This is a genomic window from Acinetobacter sp. YH12116 (genome assembly GCF_013418895.1).
Lineage (GTDB): Bacteria > Pseudomonadota > Gammaproteobacteria > Pseudomonadales > Moraxellaceae > Acinetobacter > Acinetobacter indicus.
This window is the reverse complement of sequence record NZ_VPBE01000015.1, coordinates 1-18,943: the sequence shown is the minus strand read 5'-3', so window position 1 is coordinate 18,943 and position 18,943 is coordinate 1. Positions and strand designations below refer to the sequence as shown.

The following is an 18,943-nucleotide window of genomic DNA, read 5'->3' as shown; positions in this document are numbered from 1 at the left end:
TTTCACGATTAATTATCAGGACAGTTTCCATGCGCGCGAGTCGCTTTTTGTTTGCTACGTTAAGAGAAACCCCAAATGATGCTGAAGTGATTTCACATCAGCTCATGTTACGTGCGGGGATGATCCGTAAATTGGCTTCAGGTCTGTATACCTGGTTGCCGATGGGGGTACGCGTATTAAATAAAGTCGAAGCGATTGTCCGTGAAGAAATGAACCGCGCCGGCGCTTTAGAAACCTTTATGCCAGTGACTCAGCCTGCATCTTTGTGGGAAGAATCGGGCCGTTATGTGCAATATGGTCCGGAATTACTGCGTTTTACCGACCGTCACAACAACCCATTTGTGCTGGGCCCAACCCATGAAGAAGTGATTACCGATCTGGCACGCACTGAACTGAAAAGTTACAAACAGCTGCCAATGAACTTCTATCAGATTCAGACCAAATTCCGTGACGAAATCCGTCCACGTTTCGGGGTGATGCGTTCACGTGAATTCATCATGAAAGATGCCTATTCTTTCCACGTTGATCAGGCTTCTTTGCAAGAAACCTATGATGTCATGTATGACACCTACTGCCGGATCTTTAGCCGTCTTGGTCTGGATTTCCGTCCGGTACAGGCCGATACCGGCTCAATTGGTGGTTCAGGTTCCCATGAATTCCACGTTCTGGCAGACAGCGGTGAAGATGATATCGCCTTCTCGACTGAATCAGATTACGCAGCCAATATTGAAATGGCGGAAGCGATTCTGGTCGGTGAGCGTGCAGCGCCAAGCCAAGCCTTAACTGTTGTAGATACTCCAAATCAAAAGACCATCGCGGATGTATCAAGCTTCCTCGGTACGGATCCTGCACATTCTGTTAAAGCTTTACTGGTACAAGGCATTGCCGATGAAAATGGCACTGTTCCGGTGATTGCCCTGTTCCTGCGCGGTGACCATGAACTGAATGAAATTAAAGCTGAAAAACATCCTTTAATTGCAGCGCCATTAACCTTCGCTACTGAAGAGCAAATTGCTGCGCTTGGTCTGACCGCTGGTTTTGTAGGTCCACAAGGCTTGGTTGAAAAAGGCATGACCGTGATTGTCGATCGTGCTGCTTCTGTCTTGTCTGATTTTGTTGCAGGTGCCAACGCCGCAGATCAACACGCAACAGGTGTGAACTGGGAACGTGATGCTCAGTTTACTGAGGTCTATGATCTTCGTAATGTGGTAGAAGGCGATCCATCTCCAGATGGTAAAGGTGTACTTCAAATTAAACGCGGAATTGAAGTGGGCCATATTTTCCAGCTGGGCCAAAAATATTCTGAAGCACTGAACTGTAAAGTGTTAGGCGAAGATGGCAAACCATTTGTAGTAACCATGGGCTGTTATGGTATTGGTGTGACCCGTGTCGTGGCTTCTGCAATTGAACAGAATTACGATGAGAAAGGGATTATCTGGCCAGCTGCCATTGCTCCATTTGAAGTCGCAATTGTACCAATGAATGCACACAAGTCACCGCGCACATTAGAAGCTGCAGAAGCCTTATATGCAGAATTAAGTGCTGCCGGTTATGATGTACTACTGGATGACCGTAATGAACGCCCAGGAGTGAAATTCTCTGATCTGGAGTTAACCGGTATTCCACACCGTATTGTGATTGGTGAAAAAGGCTTAGATGCGGGTACTTTTGAATATAAAGGTCGCCGTGATGCTGAATCAATCAACTTAAGCAAAGATGAGTTATTGGCGAAGCTCGCAAAATAATAAGTCTTGGTATATAAAAAATCCCGCTTCAGCGGGATTTTTTAGTTTTAAGGCTTAGCAGAATTTCATACTGCCATAGCAATTACGGTATGGTTGCTCAAGCATTGTAATATTCCCTTGAGCAGCCAAACCGGTTTGTACAATATTGGACATTAAGGTAGTTAAAGGCTGATTAATATTAATCGTAAAAGCATCTTCTAAATACATTGACCATCCCTTGGTTGCTTTTGCATCCTCAGCAAAACCAGGGAAACGAATACCATTCCCTAAAGAAGTTAAGGCAATACCAAACAAGTTGGAGTCAACATCAATTTGATGTACATTGCCTAAATTATAAGGCAAGACATAGGCATTTAATAAATTGGTGAGTTTAGTACTATAAGCACCATCCAGCTCCAAAGTACCTTGCTCAGGAACAGGAAGATTTAAACCTTTTAATGTTTCCTGTTTCATATAAATTTGAATTCCTGTACGTAATAAAGGCAATAACGTATTTCCAATCGTTTCTGTACCAATAGCACTACACTTGCCAGGATCATGACCGGTACACATTTGGTTAATTGTCAGATTTTGTACAACTTCATCGACCAAGCTTCCTAATTGCAAACCATGGATTTGTACTTGGGTCATACGATTTCCGTTTGCGACAATACCTAAGTTTTCCCGTTGAGCTGCTGCTGTATTAATCGTCTGGTCACGATATTCCACAGTTACAGCACCAAGAAGATTAAGGATTTCAGCATTTTTAACCCCTAAATATGCACTTGCTTCATATTGTTGCTTTTCCCCACCAGCAAGAAGACCATAATCACCAACGAAATCTTGAGAATACTTTGAAGCATCTGCATCGGAACAGTTTGCTGTTCCCTGCTTACAGGTAACCGCCACATTGGTTTGTGCCTGAATATATAAATTATTGATTCCAGTTAAATAACCACTAAAATTATTCATAGCACCAATGCTCATCGGGCCTTGGGCTTTATCCGCACCCACTCTTACCCCGACCACTTCACGAGTTGCAGCTTGGTCGCCTCCTTTGATCGCAAATTGGAAAAAGGGATTCGTTAAGACAAAATCTCTTAACTCTTTTTGATTACTTAAACTGTTATCAAAATCTTGACCTTTGGGCTGTCCTGCAATATTGGTAGGTAAGGTAATACAATTTCCACTCGCACCCACCACACAGCCCAATGACAGTGCAGAGATATCAATATCACAAGCACCCGCACCATTTTCACCGCCACAGCCAAGTTGCAAGGATTTAATATTGGCATTTAGTGATAACTCAGCATCAATTCCCAGTTTAAAAAAATCTAAACCTTGACTAGCATCTGTCTCTTTCACGACAGAAAATAGAGCCTGTCCTGTCACATCCGATAATTCAGCATCTTCAAGCACAGATAAGGCATGACTTGTGTTCGTCATGGATAAAGCTGAACCTATAAGAGCCCACATTATTATTGTTTTTTTCATACTCAAATCCTTAAGCTAATTTCATCTACTTAGCGTGGTGTGATCCCTAAAGTGCTACGCATATTGCCACCAGGAATGGCAAAATCAGCAATTTTTTGCATCGTTCCAGATGGAGACATCGCCATTTCTGCTTTAAAAGCTTGTCCCAATCCAGACTGCATTGTCGCTTTATAATTAAAGTTCACCTGATTATCTAAGACCACCGTATCTTGTTTCACTAGAACACGGGCATCTAAACCAACATGACCTTGCATTTTGTTTAAATTTACACTGGAGGTTTTAGTCCCGACGCCATTCCGGTCTTCATTAATCAGGCTGATATAACTGCCCAAAACACTTGGATTATCTTTATCTGTCTCTGCAATCGGATTAAATTCAAAATTTGCTTTTAAAGATAAAAAATTAGTATCGGGTGTGGCATTCGTGGACTCAAGACCAGGAATAATCATAAGTTCACCTTTACCATCAAGCTTGAAGGCTAAAGAAGCCAAGATGTCATCTTTTCTGGCAAAGTTATCGATAGGAACTACCCGGTTCTGACATTCTACTTCAGCACAGTTATATAAAGAGCCTGGCAACTGACCAATTGCAATTTCAGCTTTTGCAGCCAGCAGCAAGTTATCTGCCTTGACATAAATGCCATCTTCTTCAAAACCAATCACCCCATCCGATTTCAAGTACGCATCTATATTTCTTAGGCCCGCATAATAGTTGACTTCTTCACCACTGTATTTACCGGTCGCACCATCAATAATCAGAATAGAGGTTGTACTTGGTGCACCTGTTTTCTGGTCAATACCATAGCCTTCCGTCGAAAGTGCCAGGTTATAACCTAAACCAGAACGGTCAATGCCATTACGACTATAATTTTTTGCATACAAAGCCAGGTTGGTATTTAAGTTAAAGATTGGAATACCAATCCCCCACTCGCCAGAAGTCGCGGTAATGGCATCAATCGAGTTATCTGAAATGAATCTGGCCTTACGCGCGATGGCCTGAAAATCCATACCTCGCACCGCAATAAGCGCTAAATTCTGTGCATTCTGATCAGGGCTAATGTTATAAATCAATTCTAGAGTATTACTGCCCAGCACCTTTTGCATATTCTCATTGATAATAAAGTTTAAAGATTTGGCCTGAACGGTATTAATAAAAATATCACCAAAATCAATATAGGCGTTGCGTTTAGTCAAGTCATCAACATTATTACTATCACGTACTGCAAGTGGCGATAAGTTAGAAAATTCAATTGCATAGCTGCCTGTACCTGTATGCCCAATCTCGAGTGTAGTCGGAGCCCTGCCATTGAGTAGCGGGTTGCCTTCTCGGGTAAATTCGGCAGACATACCCAGATGTAAACCACCCGGGCCGGCTATATCATAACCACCGGCTTGCCGTGTTGTTTCAGTCAAATCGCCTGAATTACGACTAACCGTATTAAACTTTCCAATTCCAGCCTGGTTAGCATTAATAAAGAGCTTACCGTTGGTCACTGCTCCAGAAGCCCCCATACGAATCAGGTTATTCTGGCTTCCCTCTGGACCATAACGTAAATCGATATTCACCCCTGGATTGGTTGCTCCTGACCGGTTATCGGATACATTGGTCAGATCTTCTACCCGTCCTAAATTTACAATATGGTCTTGGCCAGTAGGACTGTTTTTAGTTGCCAGCACAATCCCTTCATCCTGATCCAGATACATATATCCATCTGCAGACAGGTTAAAGTTAAAATCTTTTAAGGTCAGGTTCTGGCCATTTAGACCATAAGAAATACTGGCATTTTTAAGCTCAAAATCTAAATGAGCCAGATCATTTCGGTTAAATAATCCATTACTGGTAATTAAGTTAAAACGTAGTGGTGAAATAGTATGAAAGCTTAAAGACCCCAGGTTCTGATCCGTTTGGTTATCACCACAGTTCGGCTCACAAATGAGCATGATGTTCTGAACCGTAGATTTAAATGGTGAAATACTCGCCTGGATATGCATGCCGACACCATTTGCTGTGGTACCAACGTCAACATCAAGGGTACTTTTAATATTCTGCCCCCCCGAGCTGAGCACTTCAATATCATGCATCCCCAGTTTCATACTTCCGGTATTGTGATAGTCCACCCAGTTCAATTGATCAATTGTCACCTTCGAAACTTCATGGGTAATAGAAATACCATCCTGCCCTGTCACCTGACTGAGACTACGATCAGAAATAGGCTGTAGTGCGTATGCCTGCTGAGCTAAACAGATAGATAAGGCAAGTACATTTAATTTTATTGTTTTATTCATTTCAATGTCCTTTTGAAATCCCAACGCTTAACAGCGGCTGGTTGCAGCTCCTGAGCAGTTATAACTGAAAATTTTGATATCTCCTGACAGATGCAAGTTGCCATGAACATTCAGTCCCATAAATCCCTGTTCCTGTCCCTGATCAAATGAAGGAACCTGAGAACCATTGTTATAGGTGGTATATCGGGTATTGTTTAAATAACCTTCATTACCTGACTCAACCGCCAGACTCGCAAAACCTAGATTCCTGATTTTCAGAGGATGCTGATCATAAAATTTAAGCAGCATCGCTGTTTGTGGATTTTTATCCTTATTAATAATGGTGGTGCCTTCCAAGGAGAATTTATCAATCTGAATCGTGCCTTGAATCTGTTTAAACACCAGCCACTTCTGACCATTTTCATCACGATGATTATTGGGAGAAAAAGCAAAACGGCATAACACATCATTGCTACATTCATACTGATAATTTGCCGTAGTGACCTCACCATTACTGAGTTCGGAAATATTCTTGAGACTCATGTCATTGGCATATTTATGGTTTAAAGAAAGCGTCCAGCTTAAATCGGCACCGCCCTGCCCGACCGTATTTAACAGTTCATCTTGATTTAAACTGACCAGTTGAGCAGAACTGAATGTGCTGACACAAAGAGCCAGTGGAAAGCAGATTTTTTTCAGCATCTCAAATTCCCTCTTATAGTCCCGTGGTCTTAAACTTCAAGTGCTGGATCAGCACACCATCAATTGCCACCGAGCCCAAGTTTACAGGTGCTGTAGTTGCATGCGGACTTCTAAATACCACACCGGTAGAATTACTCGCAGTGTTGGCTTTTAACAGATTCGTGGTCGGATCACGTGTCACACTACCAATTGAAATACTGCTATGTGTTGCATTGGTTCCCTGATAGTTGGTGGTTCCTGCCCCTGAAAGTACTTGGGAAATATTAGAGCCACAATAAGCAACATTACAGGTTGAGCCTTTATAGTCAGCAGGGTTGATCTCGGTGTTATCACCATCAATATCGGCATAATAGGTATAAATCTGTTTATAAATTTCAGGGACATTCGGAATGCGGGTCACTTCTAAAATAATATTCTGGCCTTCCGAGCCCAAAATAAACGGTTGGTGCATATTGCCGAGCACTAAATTGATGTTAGGGCTATACAAATACAAACCCTCTTCAGCATGGAAAATTGGGGCTAAAGAACGGTCGAGTGCAGGCGTAACCGCGGTACCATCATTGAGGGTTGCTGTACTTATACGCAAACCTCTGGCATTGAGCAGTTCTTTATTGGCCTGGGTATTTTCATAAATTAGAACTTCAGGATTATCATTGGTATTCAGACGGATAAGACTGGCCATACCTAAAGTCTGACTTTCTACCGCATTGGTAGAAGGCATGGTTTGAAACAGTCGAACCTGTGAACCACTCAGGCTTAGACCATTGGCCACCAATTGCAAACGAATTCGCTGATTTTTTAATAAGTCAGGATCATTGACCGCATCGGTCGTGACAGGTGCCCCCGTAATTGGGTCCACCTTGTTACTTGAGTTCCAGCTGCGTGAAAAAGCATCTAACCAAAGCCCAAGTTTAATATTATTGTCCTGATCATCAGCATCCACTTTGGCCAAAGGAGCTTCTAAAGAAATATAACTGATATCGGCCGCTGCATTCGTACTGTCAAATTGACGGATATTTTCGGCTGTACCAGCGCGAAATAACCAGGGATTCGCAGCACTGCCCCAATCAAACCCCTGATTACTATAGCGCTGGTTCATATTGTTATTGGTTTCAGAGAGCGCCAGACCATAAATAAAAATATCCGCTTTGGTTCTCTGATTGGCAGCATCAGTCTGACTGAGGGTTAAATTATCGTAATTTTCACCTACCGGAATGATGCGAATAAAACCGGTGTCATATTGTTCCGGATTATCGAGATTACGGGTATAACTTGATGCCGCAGACTCATCATTCGGGCGCTGAAATACCATTTTGAAATTTTCAGGAAGCAAGGCAATCCCTTCACCTGTGGTATTTGCCAGATGTTCATCGGATAGATTCTGTAAAGCATATGCAGGAGAACTTAGCAACATCCCGACCAAGGCAGCTAAGCAACTTTTTCTAAAATTTAGGCCAATTCCATATTCAGTCATCTCGACCATCCTATTCCCAGATGCTCCGCATCATTCTTTTATTTATCCAGAACTTGGCTATTTATTTATGTGTTTTTATCCTTAAAAACATGCGATTACCAAGTCATAATTGTTGTTCATTATGCGTAATAATTTATCAATTGCAAAAAAATACGGGCCAAAAAGCCCGTTTTTCCGATGAATGAATTGGAGAAGAAACAAGCGAGCACAACGGCTCGCTTGTTTTTATTTTAAGTTTCCACTATCAGGCTTTCGGTAAGGTTACCCCGGTTTGGCCCTGATATTTACCACCACGATCTTTATAGGAGGTTTCACACACTTCATCTGATTCAAAGAACAGCATCTGTGCAACGCCTTCACCCGCGTAAATACGTGCAGGCAGGTTGGTGGTATTAGAGAATTCCAAGGTCACATGCCCTTCCCACTCTGGTTCGAGCGGCGTGACATTGACAATAATACCGCAGCGCGCATAGGTCGATTTGCCCAGACACACGGTTAAAACATTACGTGGAATACGGAAATATTCAACTGTACGCGCCAAGGCAAACGAGTTTGGTGGAATAATGCAGACATCCGATTCAATATCAATAAAGCTTTTTTCATCAAAGTTTTTTGGATCAACAATGGCAGAATGGACATTGGTGAATACTTTAAATTCACGCGCACAACGGACGTCATAACCATAACTTGAAACGCCATAGGAAATCAGTTTGTTGCCATTTTCATCAAATCGAACCTGATTATGTGCATACGGTTCAATCATGCCGTGTTTTTCGCTCATTTCGCGAATCCAACGATCAGACTTAATTGCCATTTATTTCTATCCAAAAGCGAATGTTTTACTGCGCTGTACTTTAACTGAAATCGGCACCAATGGAAATAAGCAGGCATGAAGTCGACTTTTCTGCCCGCTGCAGATGGGGCGTTTAAAGCCTTAAAAGCGCCGAATAACTTAGAGGAATTGAAAAACTGAACAGCAGCAAGGATGCGGTTTTTTGCAGATTGGCCGGATTGAGCCAGCGGATTTTATTATTAGCCAAAAAGGAACCAACAAGGGTCCAGAAAAATGCAATGGGAATAATCAGGATCAGAAACATCAGAATATGTGCCACATAATGTGCGGCGCTGGTCCAGGTGATGGCCGGAAAAATTGCAGAAGCAAACAGCAAGGCCTTCGGATTTAGTAAAGTGGCCACAAACAGTTCACGCGCGCGAATGGTCGGCTGCTGAAACTGCTGTTCGACATTGGCAGTACGCCACAACTTGATGGCCAGATAAATGATATAAACCGCACTAAACAGTTTTAGCACAGTGGGCAATAACGGTAACTGGCTCGACACCTGCCCGATTAGCATGCCCCATAGAGTAATGGAAATCAGATAACCAAAGGCTTCGGCGGGAATTAAATGAAAAGATTTACGGATGCCGACCTGAATTCCGGAAGAGGCCAGCAAGGTGTTGGTTGGACCAGGTGTCAACAAGATGGTGATCACCAAACCAATAAAAAACCATGAAATCATAGCCAGCCTCATGCGCGAATGCTGCAAATGTAATGGAGTTGCAAGGCATAGGCAAAAAATAAATTGTAACTGGCCTCATTGTGCAGCAAAACAGAGGAATTCCTCAACTAAAAACACAGTCAATTACAATATATTTATCATTAATTATCATAAGCTTAAAAACATATTAAAGAATATATAACAGTCATCAAAACTGGGCCGTTCATCTCTAATGTATCAAGGGTTTTTAGTCCATTTTTACTCTCCCCCAATTGTATAAATGCGTAAAAAAACTGTTCAAGTTCAAATTATTCGGTTAATTTTTAACTCAACAAGCTGCCTTAATCAGAATAACCAGAACCAGCTTTAAGTTTGAAATCTTTCAATATTTCAACAATGGATGACGATAATAATCACAGGAGAAGTCAATGAAAAAATGGACGCAACTGACCTTACTGACGCTGGCCTTAGCTGGTGTAAGTGCTTGTTCCAATGATCCAGGCCAGAACAACACCCAGGCCGATCCACAAAGCAGTGCCGCTGCTGCCGACAAACTGCAAACCCGTTTTGTCAGTATTGCCACGGGCGGTGCCTCCGGTCCCTATAACGTGATCGGGACCAGTCTGGCCGAACTGTATAACAAAACCTACGGCGTTAATTCCAAAACCCAGACCACCGGCGCTTCGGTTGAAAACCTGAATCTGCTAAAACAGAATAAAGTCGAAATGGCTTTTGTGATGAGTGACAGTCTGACCGAAGCCATTCAGGGCACAGGCAGCTTTAAAGATAAAATTGGCAATGTGCAGCAAATTGCGGCTTTATATCCTAACTACGTGCAGATTGTGGCTTCAAAAAAATCCGGGATTCGCTCTATTGAAGATTTAAAAGGCAAACGTATTGCCGTGGGTGCACAAAACTCCGGGGTGGAAGTTAATGCGCGTACCCTGCTGAATGGTTTTGGGATTAGCTATGACGATGTCAAAGTCGATTACCTAGGTTATGCCGAAGCCGCCGATGCCTTAAAAGGTGGCAAACTGGATGCGGCCTTCCTGACCAGTGGTATTCCAAATTCATCATTGATGGAACTACAGCAGAGTTTTGATCTGCAACTGGTGAGTATTAATGCAGACAAAGTCAAACAGATTGCCCAGAACCAGTCTTACTTCCTGCCGATGGTGATTCCAAAAGGCACGTATGGCAATACAGAAGATGTGCAGACCGCAGCCATTATGAATGCCTTGGTGGTACGTTCCGACCTGTCTGAAGATGATGTGTATAAGCTGACCAAAACCTTCTTTGACAATTTAGGCAATTTGGCCAATGCCCATCAGGCCGCTACAGATATTACTCTGGAAAAAGCCCAGCAAGGTCTGGTTGCACCGCTGCACCCAGGGGCGAAACGTTATTATGATGAGGTGGCAGCACCTTAATGTTCAGCTATAAAAGTGCAGTTTGGGCTGCACTTTTTCTGTTGATGCTGATCATCCTGCTCGGCTTGTGGTTTCCGCAAAGTTATACCCTGGTCAAGATTGAAGAGAGTCACAAAGGTCCTAACACCAGCTGTGTGATTCGCCCGCAACAGTTTCAGTTGCAGTGGCAACATTCGGTAGAAAAAACCCGCTGGCAGGAACATTATCAGCGTGAAGATCAGCATTTTATTTTAACGCATACCGACCTGGTGTCCTTTGGTGCCGGTACACCGGATCATTATCCTGTGCTGCGCCAAGCCAATGGCCAGGTACGTATGCAGGTCAATCATCATTTAAAAGAATTACATTGGACCATTTCACGCCGTATGCAAGGACAGCTCCAGATCAATCAGAAACGCTGGCCCATAGCCGAAGATTTTCCTGATTACACGGTGGTGCATTTTTCGGTACAGCAACGACCGTTCTGGAAATGGTGGGGTCAAGGAGACTGCGTATGACACAACAAGAAAAAGTAACCATTGAACAGCTGGATGAAAAAGAACAGCAGGCCCTGCTGGAAAAATTTGACCGGGAATCGGTCACGCGCCAACCTCTTAGCAAATCGGTCAGCTGGTTTATTGCCGCGATTGCCATCAGCTATTCGCTGTTTCATCTGTTTATTACCTTTAACCCGCTTCCAGAGCTGCTACAACGCTCGGCGCACGTGGCCATTGGTCTGGTGCTGGTATTTTTGCTTTATCCGGCACGACAGTCCAGTTCCCGCCAGCATGTGGCCTGGTTCGACTGGATTCTGGCCCTCGCCTCTCTCGCTTCATTTTTATATTTATGGAAAGAATATCAGGCCATTATGACCACCCGCGGCGGGATTCCCAATGTGCTGGATATTGTGTTTTCAATTATGACCGTGGTGCTGGTGGTCGAAGCAGCACGACGGGTCATGGGCTGGATGCTGCCGATTCTCGGGCTGATTTTCCTGGCTTATCCTTTTATCAGTCATTTTAACTGGATGCCGGAACGGCTACTGACCCGGCCTTATACCGTGAGTGATATTTTCGGGCAGATGTATCTGAAAACCGAAGGCCTGTATTCATCGGCGATTGGCGCATCGGTGACTTTCATTTTCCTGTTTATTTTATTTGGCGCTTTTCTGGCCAAATCGGGGATGGGCAAATTATTTAATGATCTGGCCATGGCACTGGCCGGACATAAACAGGGTGGCCCGGCCAAGGTGGCGGTTATTTCCAGTGGCTTTATGGGCAGTATTAATGGTACGGCAGTGGCCAATGTGGTCGGCACCGGTTCCTTTACCATCCCGCTGATGAAAAAGATTGGCTATCACAAAAATTTTGCCGGCGCGGTGGAAGCCAGTGCTTCGGTCGGTGGACAGATTTTACCGCCAGTGATGGGCGCTAGTGCCTTTATTATGGCGGAAACTACCGGGGTCAGTTATGGTACCATTGCCTTAGCCGCGACCCTGCCGGCGCTGTTGTACTTTTTAGGCGTGATGGCCCAAGTCCATTTTCGTGCCGGGAAAGACAACCTTAAAGGGGTACCCAAAGCAGATTTGCCCCGGGTTAAAGAGGTGCTGAAAGAGCGCGGGCATTTGCTGATTCCGATTGTGGCGCTGGTGTTTTTCCTGTTCCAGTCAATTCCGGTCAGTTATGCCGCGGTGTATACCATTGTGCTTACGGTTATTGTGGCAGCCTTTAGAAAATCTACCCGTATGGGGATTCAGGAGATTCTGGATGCCCTGGCCGATGGCGCCCGGCAGTCCTTATCGGTGATGGCAGCCTGTGCGGTGGTCGGAATTATTATTGGGGTGGTCAGCCTGACCAGTTTTGGTACCGTCATGACCTCATCCATTATGAGTATTGGTGCGGGCAGCCTGTTCCTGACCCTGTTCTTTACCATGCTGGCCTCCATGATTCTGGGCATGGGCCTGCCTTCAATTCCGGCCTATATCATTACCGCGACCATGGCTGCGCCGGCTTTGGCCCATTTTGATATTCCGACCCTGGTGGCGCACATGTTTGTGTTCTATTTTGGTCTGTTTGCCAATATTACCCCGCCAGTAGCGCTGGCCGCCTTTGCCGGTGCCGGGATTGCTGGCGGTGACCCGATGCGGACTGGTTTTCAAGCACTGAAACTGTCACTGGCCGGTTTTATTGTGCCGTTCCTGTTTGTATATAACCCGGCCATGCTGATGATTGATACCACCAATGTTGCCGTTAATGCGCGTGAATTTGCCTTCCCGGCCTGGACCACCATTGTCAGCATTACCGTGACCTCGGTTATTGGAATTCTGGCCTTGGGCGCTGCGGTCGAGGGCTATTTCAAAACCGGTTTAAACTGGTTCTGGCGAATTTTCATGGGGGTGGGTGCCTTAATGATGATTATTCCAGAAACCTATACCGATATTGCCGGTACCATCATGGTGGTAATTGCAGTGGCCGTTAATGTACTGCAAGCCCGAAAGCAAAAATCGACGCCATCCGGTTTATCGTCTGCCTAAAACAAAAAGCCCAATCAGAAGATTGGGCTTTTTTCTATTCGCTACATTACAGAATTAAAAAATACGGTTCTGGTCTTTGTCCACTTTTGGCAGCTTATCTATAATTTTTTGAGCAATTTCCCGATAGCTGTCAGCTGCATCATCTTCGGCAATCACAGAAGGTTTACCGGCATCGGCATTTTCACGAATCTGCACATTCAGCGGCAAACGGCCCAGTAATGGAATATCGTATTGCTCGGCCAGTTGATCGCCACCACCGGTCCCAAAAATTTGCTCTTCAAAACCACAGTTAGAACAGATGTGCGTCGACATATTTTCAATCACACCTATCACCGGAATCTGTACACGGTTAAACAGCTCAATGCCTTTGGTCGCATCCATTAAGGCTACGTTTTGCGGTGTAGTGACAATTACGGCACCCGTGACCGGAATACGCTGCGCCAGGGTTAACTGGATATCACCGGTTCCCGGCGGCATATCAATCACCAGTACATCTAAATCTGGCCACAAGGTCTGATTGAATAACTGCATCAGGGCACCCGTAGCTTTTGGTCCACGCCAAGCCACCGGGGTATTATGATCACCAGTTAAATGACCAATCGACAGCACCGCCATCCCATAAGCATCTAAAGGCACAAAATGCTCGGCTTCAATCATCGGGGTTTGGCCGGCATTGCCGAGCATGGTTGGAATACTCGGGCCATAAATATCGGCATCCAATACACCCACTTTCAGACCCAGCTGTTGCATCGCCAAGGCCAGATTAACGGTGGTGGTTGATTTTCCAACCCCGCCTTTACCGGACGACACCAGAATTACGTTTTGAATACGTGGATGTTTTGGCACATCACGCTGCTGCGGTGCAGCTTTTTGAATTGGCGCTTCTTCTTGCTGGGGTTGATAGTTGGCATTGGCTTGCTTGAGCGCATCTGAACTTGCCGAAGCATCGACCACAGGTGGCAGATTGGATTTTGCTGCAGCTTGTGGTTTGCTGGAACAGCTTTCCCCTTCGGCATGGTTATGACCACAGCCGCCCTCTTTTTTCGCTCCGGTTTTTTGCTGCACCACATGCAGATTCAGTTCCTTGATGCCGCATTGCTCGAGTACATCGGCCAGTTCATCATGAATCTGCTGCAAATACTGTTTTTCTTCCGGATAAGTATTGATAGTTAATTGCAGGATTTGTCCCTGTACATTGACCTGAGAAATACGCTCTTTGAGTGCGTTTTGGGAAGCAGGAAGTACATAGTTTTGCAGTACCTTCTGGATTTCTTCCTCTTTCACCTCCTGTGCAGGAGCAAAGACCGATTTTAGTGAAGAAAGCCACGACATAAAGTTACTCCAAATCTGGATATACAACCGAATGCCCTAGTTTAACGGGTATTTAAACGAAGGTTAAGCCAGCACAGCCACAGGAATTATAAATCTTAGTCAAAGACTTGGTTTTTTCTGTTTTTTCGGCACAGAAATGCAGATTTTATCCGGTCCTGAAAAGAATTCACCGATTCCCTTGTGCAAGCCTGCATCATCTAAGGTAAAATCGCGGACATTGCATAATGAATACGAATGAGAGAGTTAATCCGTGCGTAAAATTTTAGTCACCAACGCCCTTCCATACGCCAATGGTCCAATCCATATGGGCCACTTACTCGGTTATATCCAGGCAGATATCTGGGTTCGTGCCATGCGTGCAATGGGCCATGAAGTGACTTATGTCTGTGCGGATGATGCTCACGGTACCGCCATCATGCTACGTGCTGAAGCCAACGGTATTTCACCAGAACAGCAGATTGCCAATGTTCAGGCCGAACATATGCGTGATTTTGCCGGCTTTAAGGTCGATTTTGATCATTATGATTCCACCCATAGCGACACCAACAAGGCGCGCGCGCAAGAAATTTATCTCAAGAACCGTGATGCCGGCAATATTGCCGTTCGTCCTGTGACACAACTGTTCGACCCGGAAAAAGGCATGTTCCTGTCGGACCGCTTCATTAAAGGCACCTGCCCGAAATGTAAAGCCGAAGATCAGTACGGCGACTCATGTGAAGTCTGCGGAACCACGTATAACGCCACTGAACTGTTAAATCCGAAATCGACGTTAAGCGGTGCCACGCCGATTGAAAAATCATCGGATCACTACTTCTTTAAATTGCCAAACTTTGGTGAATACCTGCAAAAATGGACCCGTGATGAAGGCCGTTTGCCGGTATCAATTGCCAACAAGTTAGATGAATGGTTTGACAATGGCCTGAACGATTGGGACATCTCCCGTGATGCACCTTACTTCGGCTTTGAAATTCCAGATGCGCCAAATAAATATTTCTACGTTTGGGTCGATGCACCTATCGGCTATATGTCGAGCTTTGAAAACTACGTCAAAACCAAACGTCCAGACCTGAATTTTGATGATTACTGGAAAAAAGATTCTGACAATGAGGTCTATCACTTCATTGGTAAAGATATTGTCTATTTCCACGCGCTGTTCTGGCCAGCAATGTTGGAAGGTGCTAATTACCGCACCCCAACCGGTTTATTTGTAAACGGTTTCTTGACTGTAAACGGCCAGAAGATGTCGAAATCTCGCGGTACCTTCATTAAAGCAGAAACCTATTTACAGCATCTGAATCCGGAATACTTACGTTACTACTTTGCCTCTAAACTGTCTGATAAAGTTGAAGATTCTGACCTGAATCTGGATGATTTTGTGCAGAAAGTAAACTCTGACTTGGTGGGTAAAGTAGTGAATATTGCCAGCCGTTGTGCCAAATTCATCAACACCAAATTTGATAACAAGTTAAGTGCAACCTGTGCCGAGCCTGAACTGGTGCAAAGCTTTATTGACGCTGGTGATTCAATCGCGCAAGCATACGAAGCACGTGAATTCTCTACTGCGATTCGTGAAATTATGGCACTGGCGGATAAAGCCAACCAATACATCGACGAGAAAAAGCCTTGGGCGCTTGCGAAAATTGAAGGCGAAGAACAGCAAGTGCATGATGTGTGTTCTGTCGGGATTAACCTGTTCCGTCAATTGGCGGTTTACTTGGCGCCTGTATTGCCAACATTGGCTGAACAAGTTCAAGCCTTCTTACAACTCGACAGCTTTGACTTTGCATCACGTAAAACTGTATTAGTTGGTCATGAAATTGCATTGTTCCAACCGCTCATGCAACGTGTTGACCCGAAAGCGGTCGCAGCGATGGTCGATGCATCTAAAGATTCTTTAGCTGCGCCTGCGGAAGCACCAAAAGCGGAAAAGAAAAAAGAGAAGAAAGCTGAGAAAAAGCCAGAACCGAAAGTCGGTGAAGCTGAAATCATTAATATTGATGATTTTATGAAAGTTGACCTACGTGTGGCTGAAGTCTTAGAAGCAGCTCACGTTGAGGGTTCTGACAAGCTTCTTCAATTGACGTTAAATGTGGGTGAAGCTGAGCCACGTAACGTATTTAGCGGTATTCGTGAGTTCTATAAGCCTGAAGACTTAAAAGGCAAACTGGTGGTGATGGTGGCAAACCTTGCACCACGTAAGATGCGTTTTGGTATTTCAAACGGTATGGTACTCGCTGCGGGCAATGGCAACGGTGTTTGGGTGATTTCACCTGAATCTGGTGCTAAACCAGGTGATAAAGTGTCTTAATTGATATTTTTAAAATAAGGCTTCTTCGGAAGCCTTTTTCATATAAAAAGGTACAACCATGTTAAGAAAAATATCCATATTGATTATTAGTTTGTTCATCTCACTGATGGTACATTCCACTGAAAATGAAATAACATATAAATTTAGTCCGACTATTCAAATAGCGAAAGATAAATATCAAAAGCTTATAAATTCATTAATGTCTGATCCATCAGCACCGAACTCAATTTCATATTCACCTGAATTAGATCAATTATTAAAAGAAAATAATGAAGCAAAGATCAATCAGTATATTAATGTAGAAAAAAGAAAATACCTTGCGACCTTAAATAAATATATTTTACAGGGTGATCCATCTGCATCTATGGCTCTTCTTGAATTCGTATTATTCTTCAAAGAAACTGAACTAAAATCTGAAATTGATATAAGCCCTATTGAAAAATTATCAGATCAAAATAATGCTTATGCCTCGTATTTACTAGCTCAACACTTTGAATATGATCCCACCAAATATCTAAAATTCTTAGAAAAAGCAGGCGAACAAGGTTCACCTATCGCACAAAGAACACTTGTCGATGAGTATAATTTTCGATTACCTAAAAAGTTACAAAGTATAAAAAAAGCAGAGTATTGGAAGCAAAAAGCGATAGCTTCAATGGGTTCTGATGAGTATGAAGAAGAAGTTTGTAAGTTAGCAAATTGCGATACTGGAGAGTTCGAGCTTGTCGATTTCTCTAAGGACATTGAGAAAATATTAAATCAATCAAAATAATAGTCTTTCTTATATCCCATTCTATAAATAGCGATTACTCTCTGTGAATGCAAACCTTGCACCACGTAAGATGCGTTTTGGTATTTCAAACGGTATGGTACTCGCTGCGGGCAATGGCAACGGTGTTTGGGTGATTTCACCTGAATCTGGCGCGAAGCCGGGTGATAAAGTGTCTTAATTGTTAGATTAAGATGAGAAAAAGCCTCTACGTTGTAGGGGCTTTTTTTATAAATGAAAAGCTTTAAAGATTCATATAATACAGTTCTATTAAAAACTCAGTTTAGCACCTCTAACCTCACCTCCAATTAGATCAAAATTTAAAATTAAATTGTTGATTTTTATTTCTTTAAATATAAAATCTACTCGCTTTTATCTTTATAATTATTCGGGGTATATATGAAAAAATTACTAGTTTCAGTTCTGGCAATGTCAACAATTGTATTTACTGGCTGTTCAGTTCGTATGGCAGATATGACTGTAGCATCTACCAAAAACTATAATTTAAACTCAAACCAATTTGTAAAAGGTGAACGTGTGAAAGGGGAAGATAAAGTTCCTGTTGTACTATTCCCTTTAGGTATTCCTAATTTCAAAACTGCTATTGATCGTGCAATTGAAAAAGACTCTTGTGCTGTGGCACTTTCAGATGTTGTCATTACTCAACTGAACCAAGCATTCCTCGTGGGTCAAATTGGTTACCGTGTAGAAGGTACTCAAATTATTGACCGTTCACAGCCTGCATGTAATAAGTAAGTCTTTGTGATTTATAGAGCCTTTACTCATGTAGGGGCTTTTTTTATTGTTAACTTCCCCTTGCGAAGTAGTGTTTCTCATCTCCCTGACAAAAGTAAGGCTAATTTCTCTAATTATCTATCCCCTCACCCTTACGAAGCAGTGCTTCTTGTATCTTGATTGATATAGTGATTAGCTACCACTATACGCAAATTGTAGAGTTTGGAGTGCTGCTAAAATCTTAAATTTGAACCTGAGATAAAACCTACAATTTGCCCTTATCCCTCATACAACTCTGAACGGTAACTAAGCACTTTGATGCTGTATTCACAAGGTAAGATGATGGTTAATGGGATAAAAATTATAGCTTAAACTCAAGGAATATCACCATGATTATGCTAGGTATTGATGTCAGTAAAACCAAAATAGATTGTTGCATTTTTCCTCAAGGTTTGACTGGAAAAAGAAAAAATAAAATATTTACTAATACAGAAAGTGGCTTTGGCAGTCTGCTCAAATGGCTCATCACTCTTAAAATTGAACCTAATCAAGTGACAGCAATCATGGAAGCGGCTTCGGTTTATCATGAGAATTTGGGATATTATCTATATGATGCAGGTGTAAAGGTTTGTGTGGCTAATCCTTCACGAGTAAGAGCCTTTGCCAAAGGCATGTCCATGCTAAATAAAACGGATAAAGC

The 18,943-nt window shown here is 43.3% G+C and carries 15 protein-coding genes and 1 pseudogene; 9 read left to right on the top strand and 7 right to left on the bottom strand.

All coding sequences use genetic code 11. The features are described 5' to 3' along the window. The first annotated feature begins 29 nt into the window (after positions 1–29). Positions 30–1,745: a proline--tRNA ligase gene (locus tag FTU54_RS09920; RefSeq protein ID WP_180074696.1), complete on the top strand. Its 1,716-nt coding sequence runs from the start codon at positions 30–32 to the stop codon at positions 1,743–1,745. A 54-nt stretch (positions 1,746–1,799) separates the two neighbouring features. On the opposite strand, the gene FTU54_RS09915 is transcribed toward FTU54_RS09920, so the two are convergent. From FTU54_RS09915 to FTU54_RS09890, 6 genes are all read right to left on the bottom strand, one after another. Continuing rightward, positions 1,800–3,218 carry a hypothetical protein gene (locus FTU54_RS09915; RefSeq protein WP_180074695.1) on the bottom strand — a complete coding sequence of 473 codons (1,419 nt, stop codon included), beginning with the start codon at positions 3,216–3,218 and terminating at the stop codon, positions 1,800–1,802. 29 nt (positions 3,219–3,247) lie between these two features. Further along, positions 3,248–5,503 carry a DUF6160 family protein gene (locus FTU54_RS09910; RefSeq protein WP_104473078.1) on the bottom strand — a complete coding sequence of 752 codons (2,256 nt, stop codon included), beginning with the start codon at positions 5,501–5,503 and terminating at the stop codon, positions 3,248–3,250. Between the two features lie 27 nt (positions 5,504–5,530). After that, positions 5,531–6,184, bottom strand: a complete 654-nt coding sequence (locus tag FTU54_RS09905; RefSeq protein ID WP_005179550.1) for a hypothetical protein — start codon at positions 6,182–6,184, stop codon at positions 5,531–5,533. A 13-nt stretch (positions 6,185–6,197) separates the two neighbouring features. Then, on the bottom strand, positions 6,198–7,658 hold the full coding sequence (locus FTU54_RS09900; RefSeq protein ID WP_180074694.1) for a hypothetical protein: 1,461 nt from the start codon (positions 7,656–7,658) through the stop codon (positions 6,198–6,200). A gap of 244 nt (positions 7,659–7,902) precedes the next feature. Beyond that, complete coding sequence (gene dcd, locus FTU54_RS09895) at positions 7,903–8,472, bottom strand: dCTP deaminase (protein WP_005179553.1); 570 nt, start codon at positions 8,470–8,472, stop codon at positions 7,903–7,905. Between the two features lie 112 nt (positions 8,473–8,584). After that, positions 8,585–9,178, bottom strand: coding sequence for a LysE family translocator (locus tag FTU54_RS09890; protein WP_180074693.1), 594 nt, complete (start codon positions 9,176–9,178; stop codon positions 8,585–8,587). Positions 9,179–9,585: 407 nt separating this feature from the next. Here FTU54_RS09890 and FTU54_RS09885 point away from each other — a divergent pair, with 407 nt between their 5' ends. The 3 genes from FTU54_RS09885 to FTU54_RS09875 are packed head-to-tail and all read left to right on the top strand — an operon-like array spanning position 9,586 to position 13,099. Further along, on the top strand, positions 9,586–10,587 hold the full coding sequence (locus FTU54_RS09885; RefSeq protein WP_104490423.1) for a TAXI family TRAP transporter solute-binding subunit: 1,002 nt from the start codon (positions 9,586–9,588) through the stop codon (positions 10,585–10,587). After that, positions 10,587–11,084 (top strand): DUF1850 domain-containing protein, encoded by a 498-nt coding sequence (locus FTU54_RS09880; protein ID WP_127798619.1) that lies wholly within the window; start codon positions 10,587–10,589, stop codon positions 11,082–11,084. The genes FTU54_RS09885 and FTU54_RS09880 overlap by 1 nt, the downstream gene beginning before the upstream one ends. Then, positions 11,081–13,099 carry a TRAP transporter permease gene (locus tag FTU54_RS09875; protein ID WP_180074692.1) on the top strand — a complete coding sequence of 673 codons (2,019 nt, stop codon included), beginning with the start codon at positions 11,081–11,083 and terminating at the stop codon, positions 13,097–13,099. Before FTU54_RS09880 ends, FTU54_RS09875 begins: the two co-directional genes overlap by 4 nt. A 54-nt stretch (positions 13,100–13,153) precedes the next feature. On the opposite strand, the gene apbC is transcribed toward FTU54_RS09875, so the two are convergent. Then, a complete protein-coding gene (apbC, locus tag FTU54_RS09870; protein WP_180074691.1) occupies positions 13,154–14,431 on the bottom strand; it encodes an iron-sulfur cluster carrier protein ApbC in 1,278 nt (425 codons plus the stop codon). A gap of 250 nt (positions 14,432–14,681) precedes the next feature. Between apbC and metG the strand changes: the two genes are divergently transcribed. From metG to FTU54_RS09845, 5 genes and pseudogenes are all read left to right on the top strand, one after another. Further along, on the top strand, positions 14,682–16,739 hold the full coding sequence (gene metG, locus FTU54_RS09865) for a methionine--tRNA ligase (protein WP_180074690.1): 2,058 nt from the start codon (positions 14,682–14,684) through the stop codon (positions 16,737–16,739). A gap of 58 nt (positions 16,740–16,797) precedes the next feature. Continuing rightward, entirely contained in the window at positions 16,798–17,511 is a 714-nt protein-coding gene (locus FTU54_RS09860) for a hypothetical protein (protein WP_045796304.1), read from the top strand. Between the two features lie 43 nt (positions 17,512–17,554). Continuing rightward, a pseudogene (locus FTU54_RS09855) lies at positions 17,555–17,689 on the top strand (hypothetical protein); the annotation flags it as partial. Between the two features lie 218 nt (positions 17,690–17,907). Next, positions 17,908–18,264 (top strand): hypothetical protein, encoded by a 357-nt coding sequence (locus FTU54_RS09850; protein ID WP_045796302.1) that lies wholly within the window; start codon positions 17,908–17,910, stop codon positions 18,262–18,264. A gap of 368 nt (positions 18,265–18,632) precedes the next feature. After that, positions 18,633–18,943 (top strand): transposase (locus FTU54_RS09845; protein WP_180074689.1); only part of this gene is annotated, 311 nt, incomplete at its 3' end.

What these genes read in the sequence shown, in the direction of transcription:
- dcd (WP_005179553.1), bottom strand. Translation starts at nt 8,472, where the DNA reads ATGGCAATTAAGTCTGATCGTTGGATTCGCGAAATGAGCGAAAAACAC.
- apbC (WP_180074691.1), bottom strand. Translation starts at nt 14,431, where the DNA reads ATGTCGTGGCTTTCTTCACTAAAATCGGTCTTTGCTCCTGCACAGGAG.
- FTU54_RS09905 (WP_005179550.1), bottom strand. Translation starts at nt 6,184, where the DNA reads ATGCTGAAAAAAATCTGCTTTCCACTGGCTCTTTGTGTCAGCACATTC.
- FTU54_RS09915 (WP_180074695.1), bottom strand. Translation starts at nt 3,218, where the DNA reads ATGAAAAAAACAATAATAATGTGGGCTCTTATAGGTTCAGCTTTATCC.
- FTU54_RS09910 (WP_104473078.1), bottom strand. Translation starts at nt 5,503, where the DNA reads ATGAATAAAACAATAAAATTAAATGTACTTGCCTTATCTATCTGTTTA.
- FTU54_RS09920 (WP_180074696.1), top strand. Translation starts at nt 30, where the DNA reads ATGCGCGCGAGTCGCTTTTTGTTTGCTACGTTAAGAGAAACCCCAAAT.
- FTU54_RS09860 (WP_045796304.1), top strand. Translation starts at nt 16,798, where the DNA reads ATGTTAAGAAAAATATCCATATTGATTATTAGTTTGTTCATCTCACTG.
- FTU54_RS09885 (WP_104490423.1), top strand. Translation starts at nt 9,586, where the DNA reads ATGAAAAAATGGACGCAACTGACCTTACTGACGCTGGCCTTAGCTGGT.
- FTU54_RS09850 (WP_045796302.1), top strand. Translation starts at nt 17,908, where the DNA reads ATGAAAAAATTACTAGTTTCAGTTCTGGCAATGTCAACAATTGTATTT.
- FTU54_RS09875 (WP_180074692.1), top strand. Translation starts at nt 11,081, where the DNA reads ATGACACAACAAGAAAAAGTAACCATTGAACAGCTGGATGAAAAAGAA.
- FTU54_RS09890 (WP_180074693.1), bottom strand. Translation starts at nt 9,178, where the DNA reads ATGATTTCATGGTTTTTTATTGGTTTGGTGATCACCATCTTGTTGACA.
- FTU54_RS09900 (WP_180074694.1), bottom strand. Translation starts at nt 7,658, where the DNA reads ATGACTGAATATGGAATTGGCCTAAATTTTAGAAAAAGTTGCTTAGCT.
- FTU54_RS09880 (WP_127798619.1), top strand. Translation starts at nt 10,587, where the DNA reads ATGTTCAGCTATAAAAGTGCAGTTTGGGCTGCACTTTTTCTGTTGATG.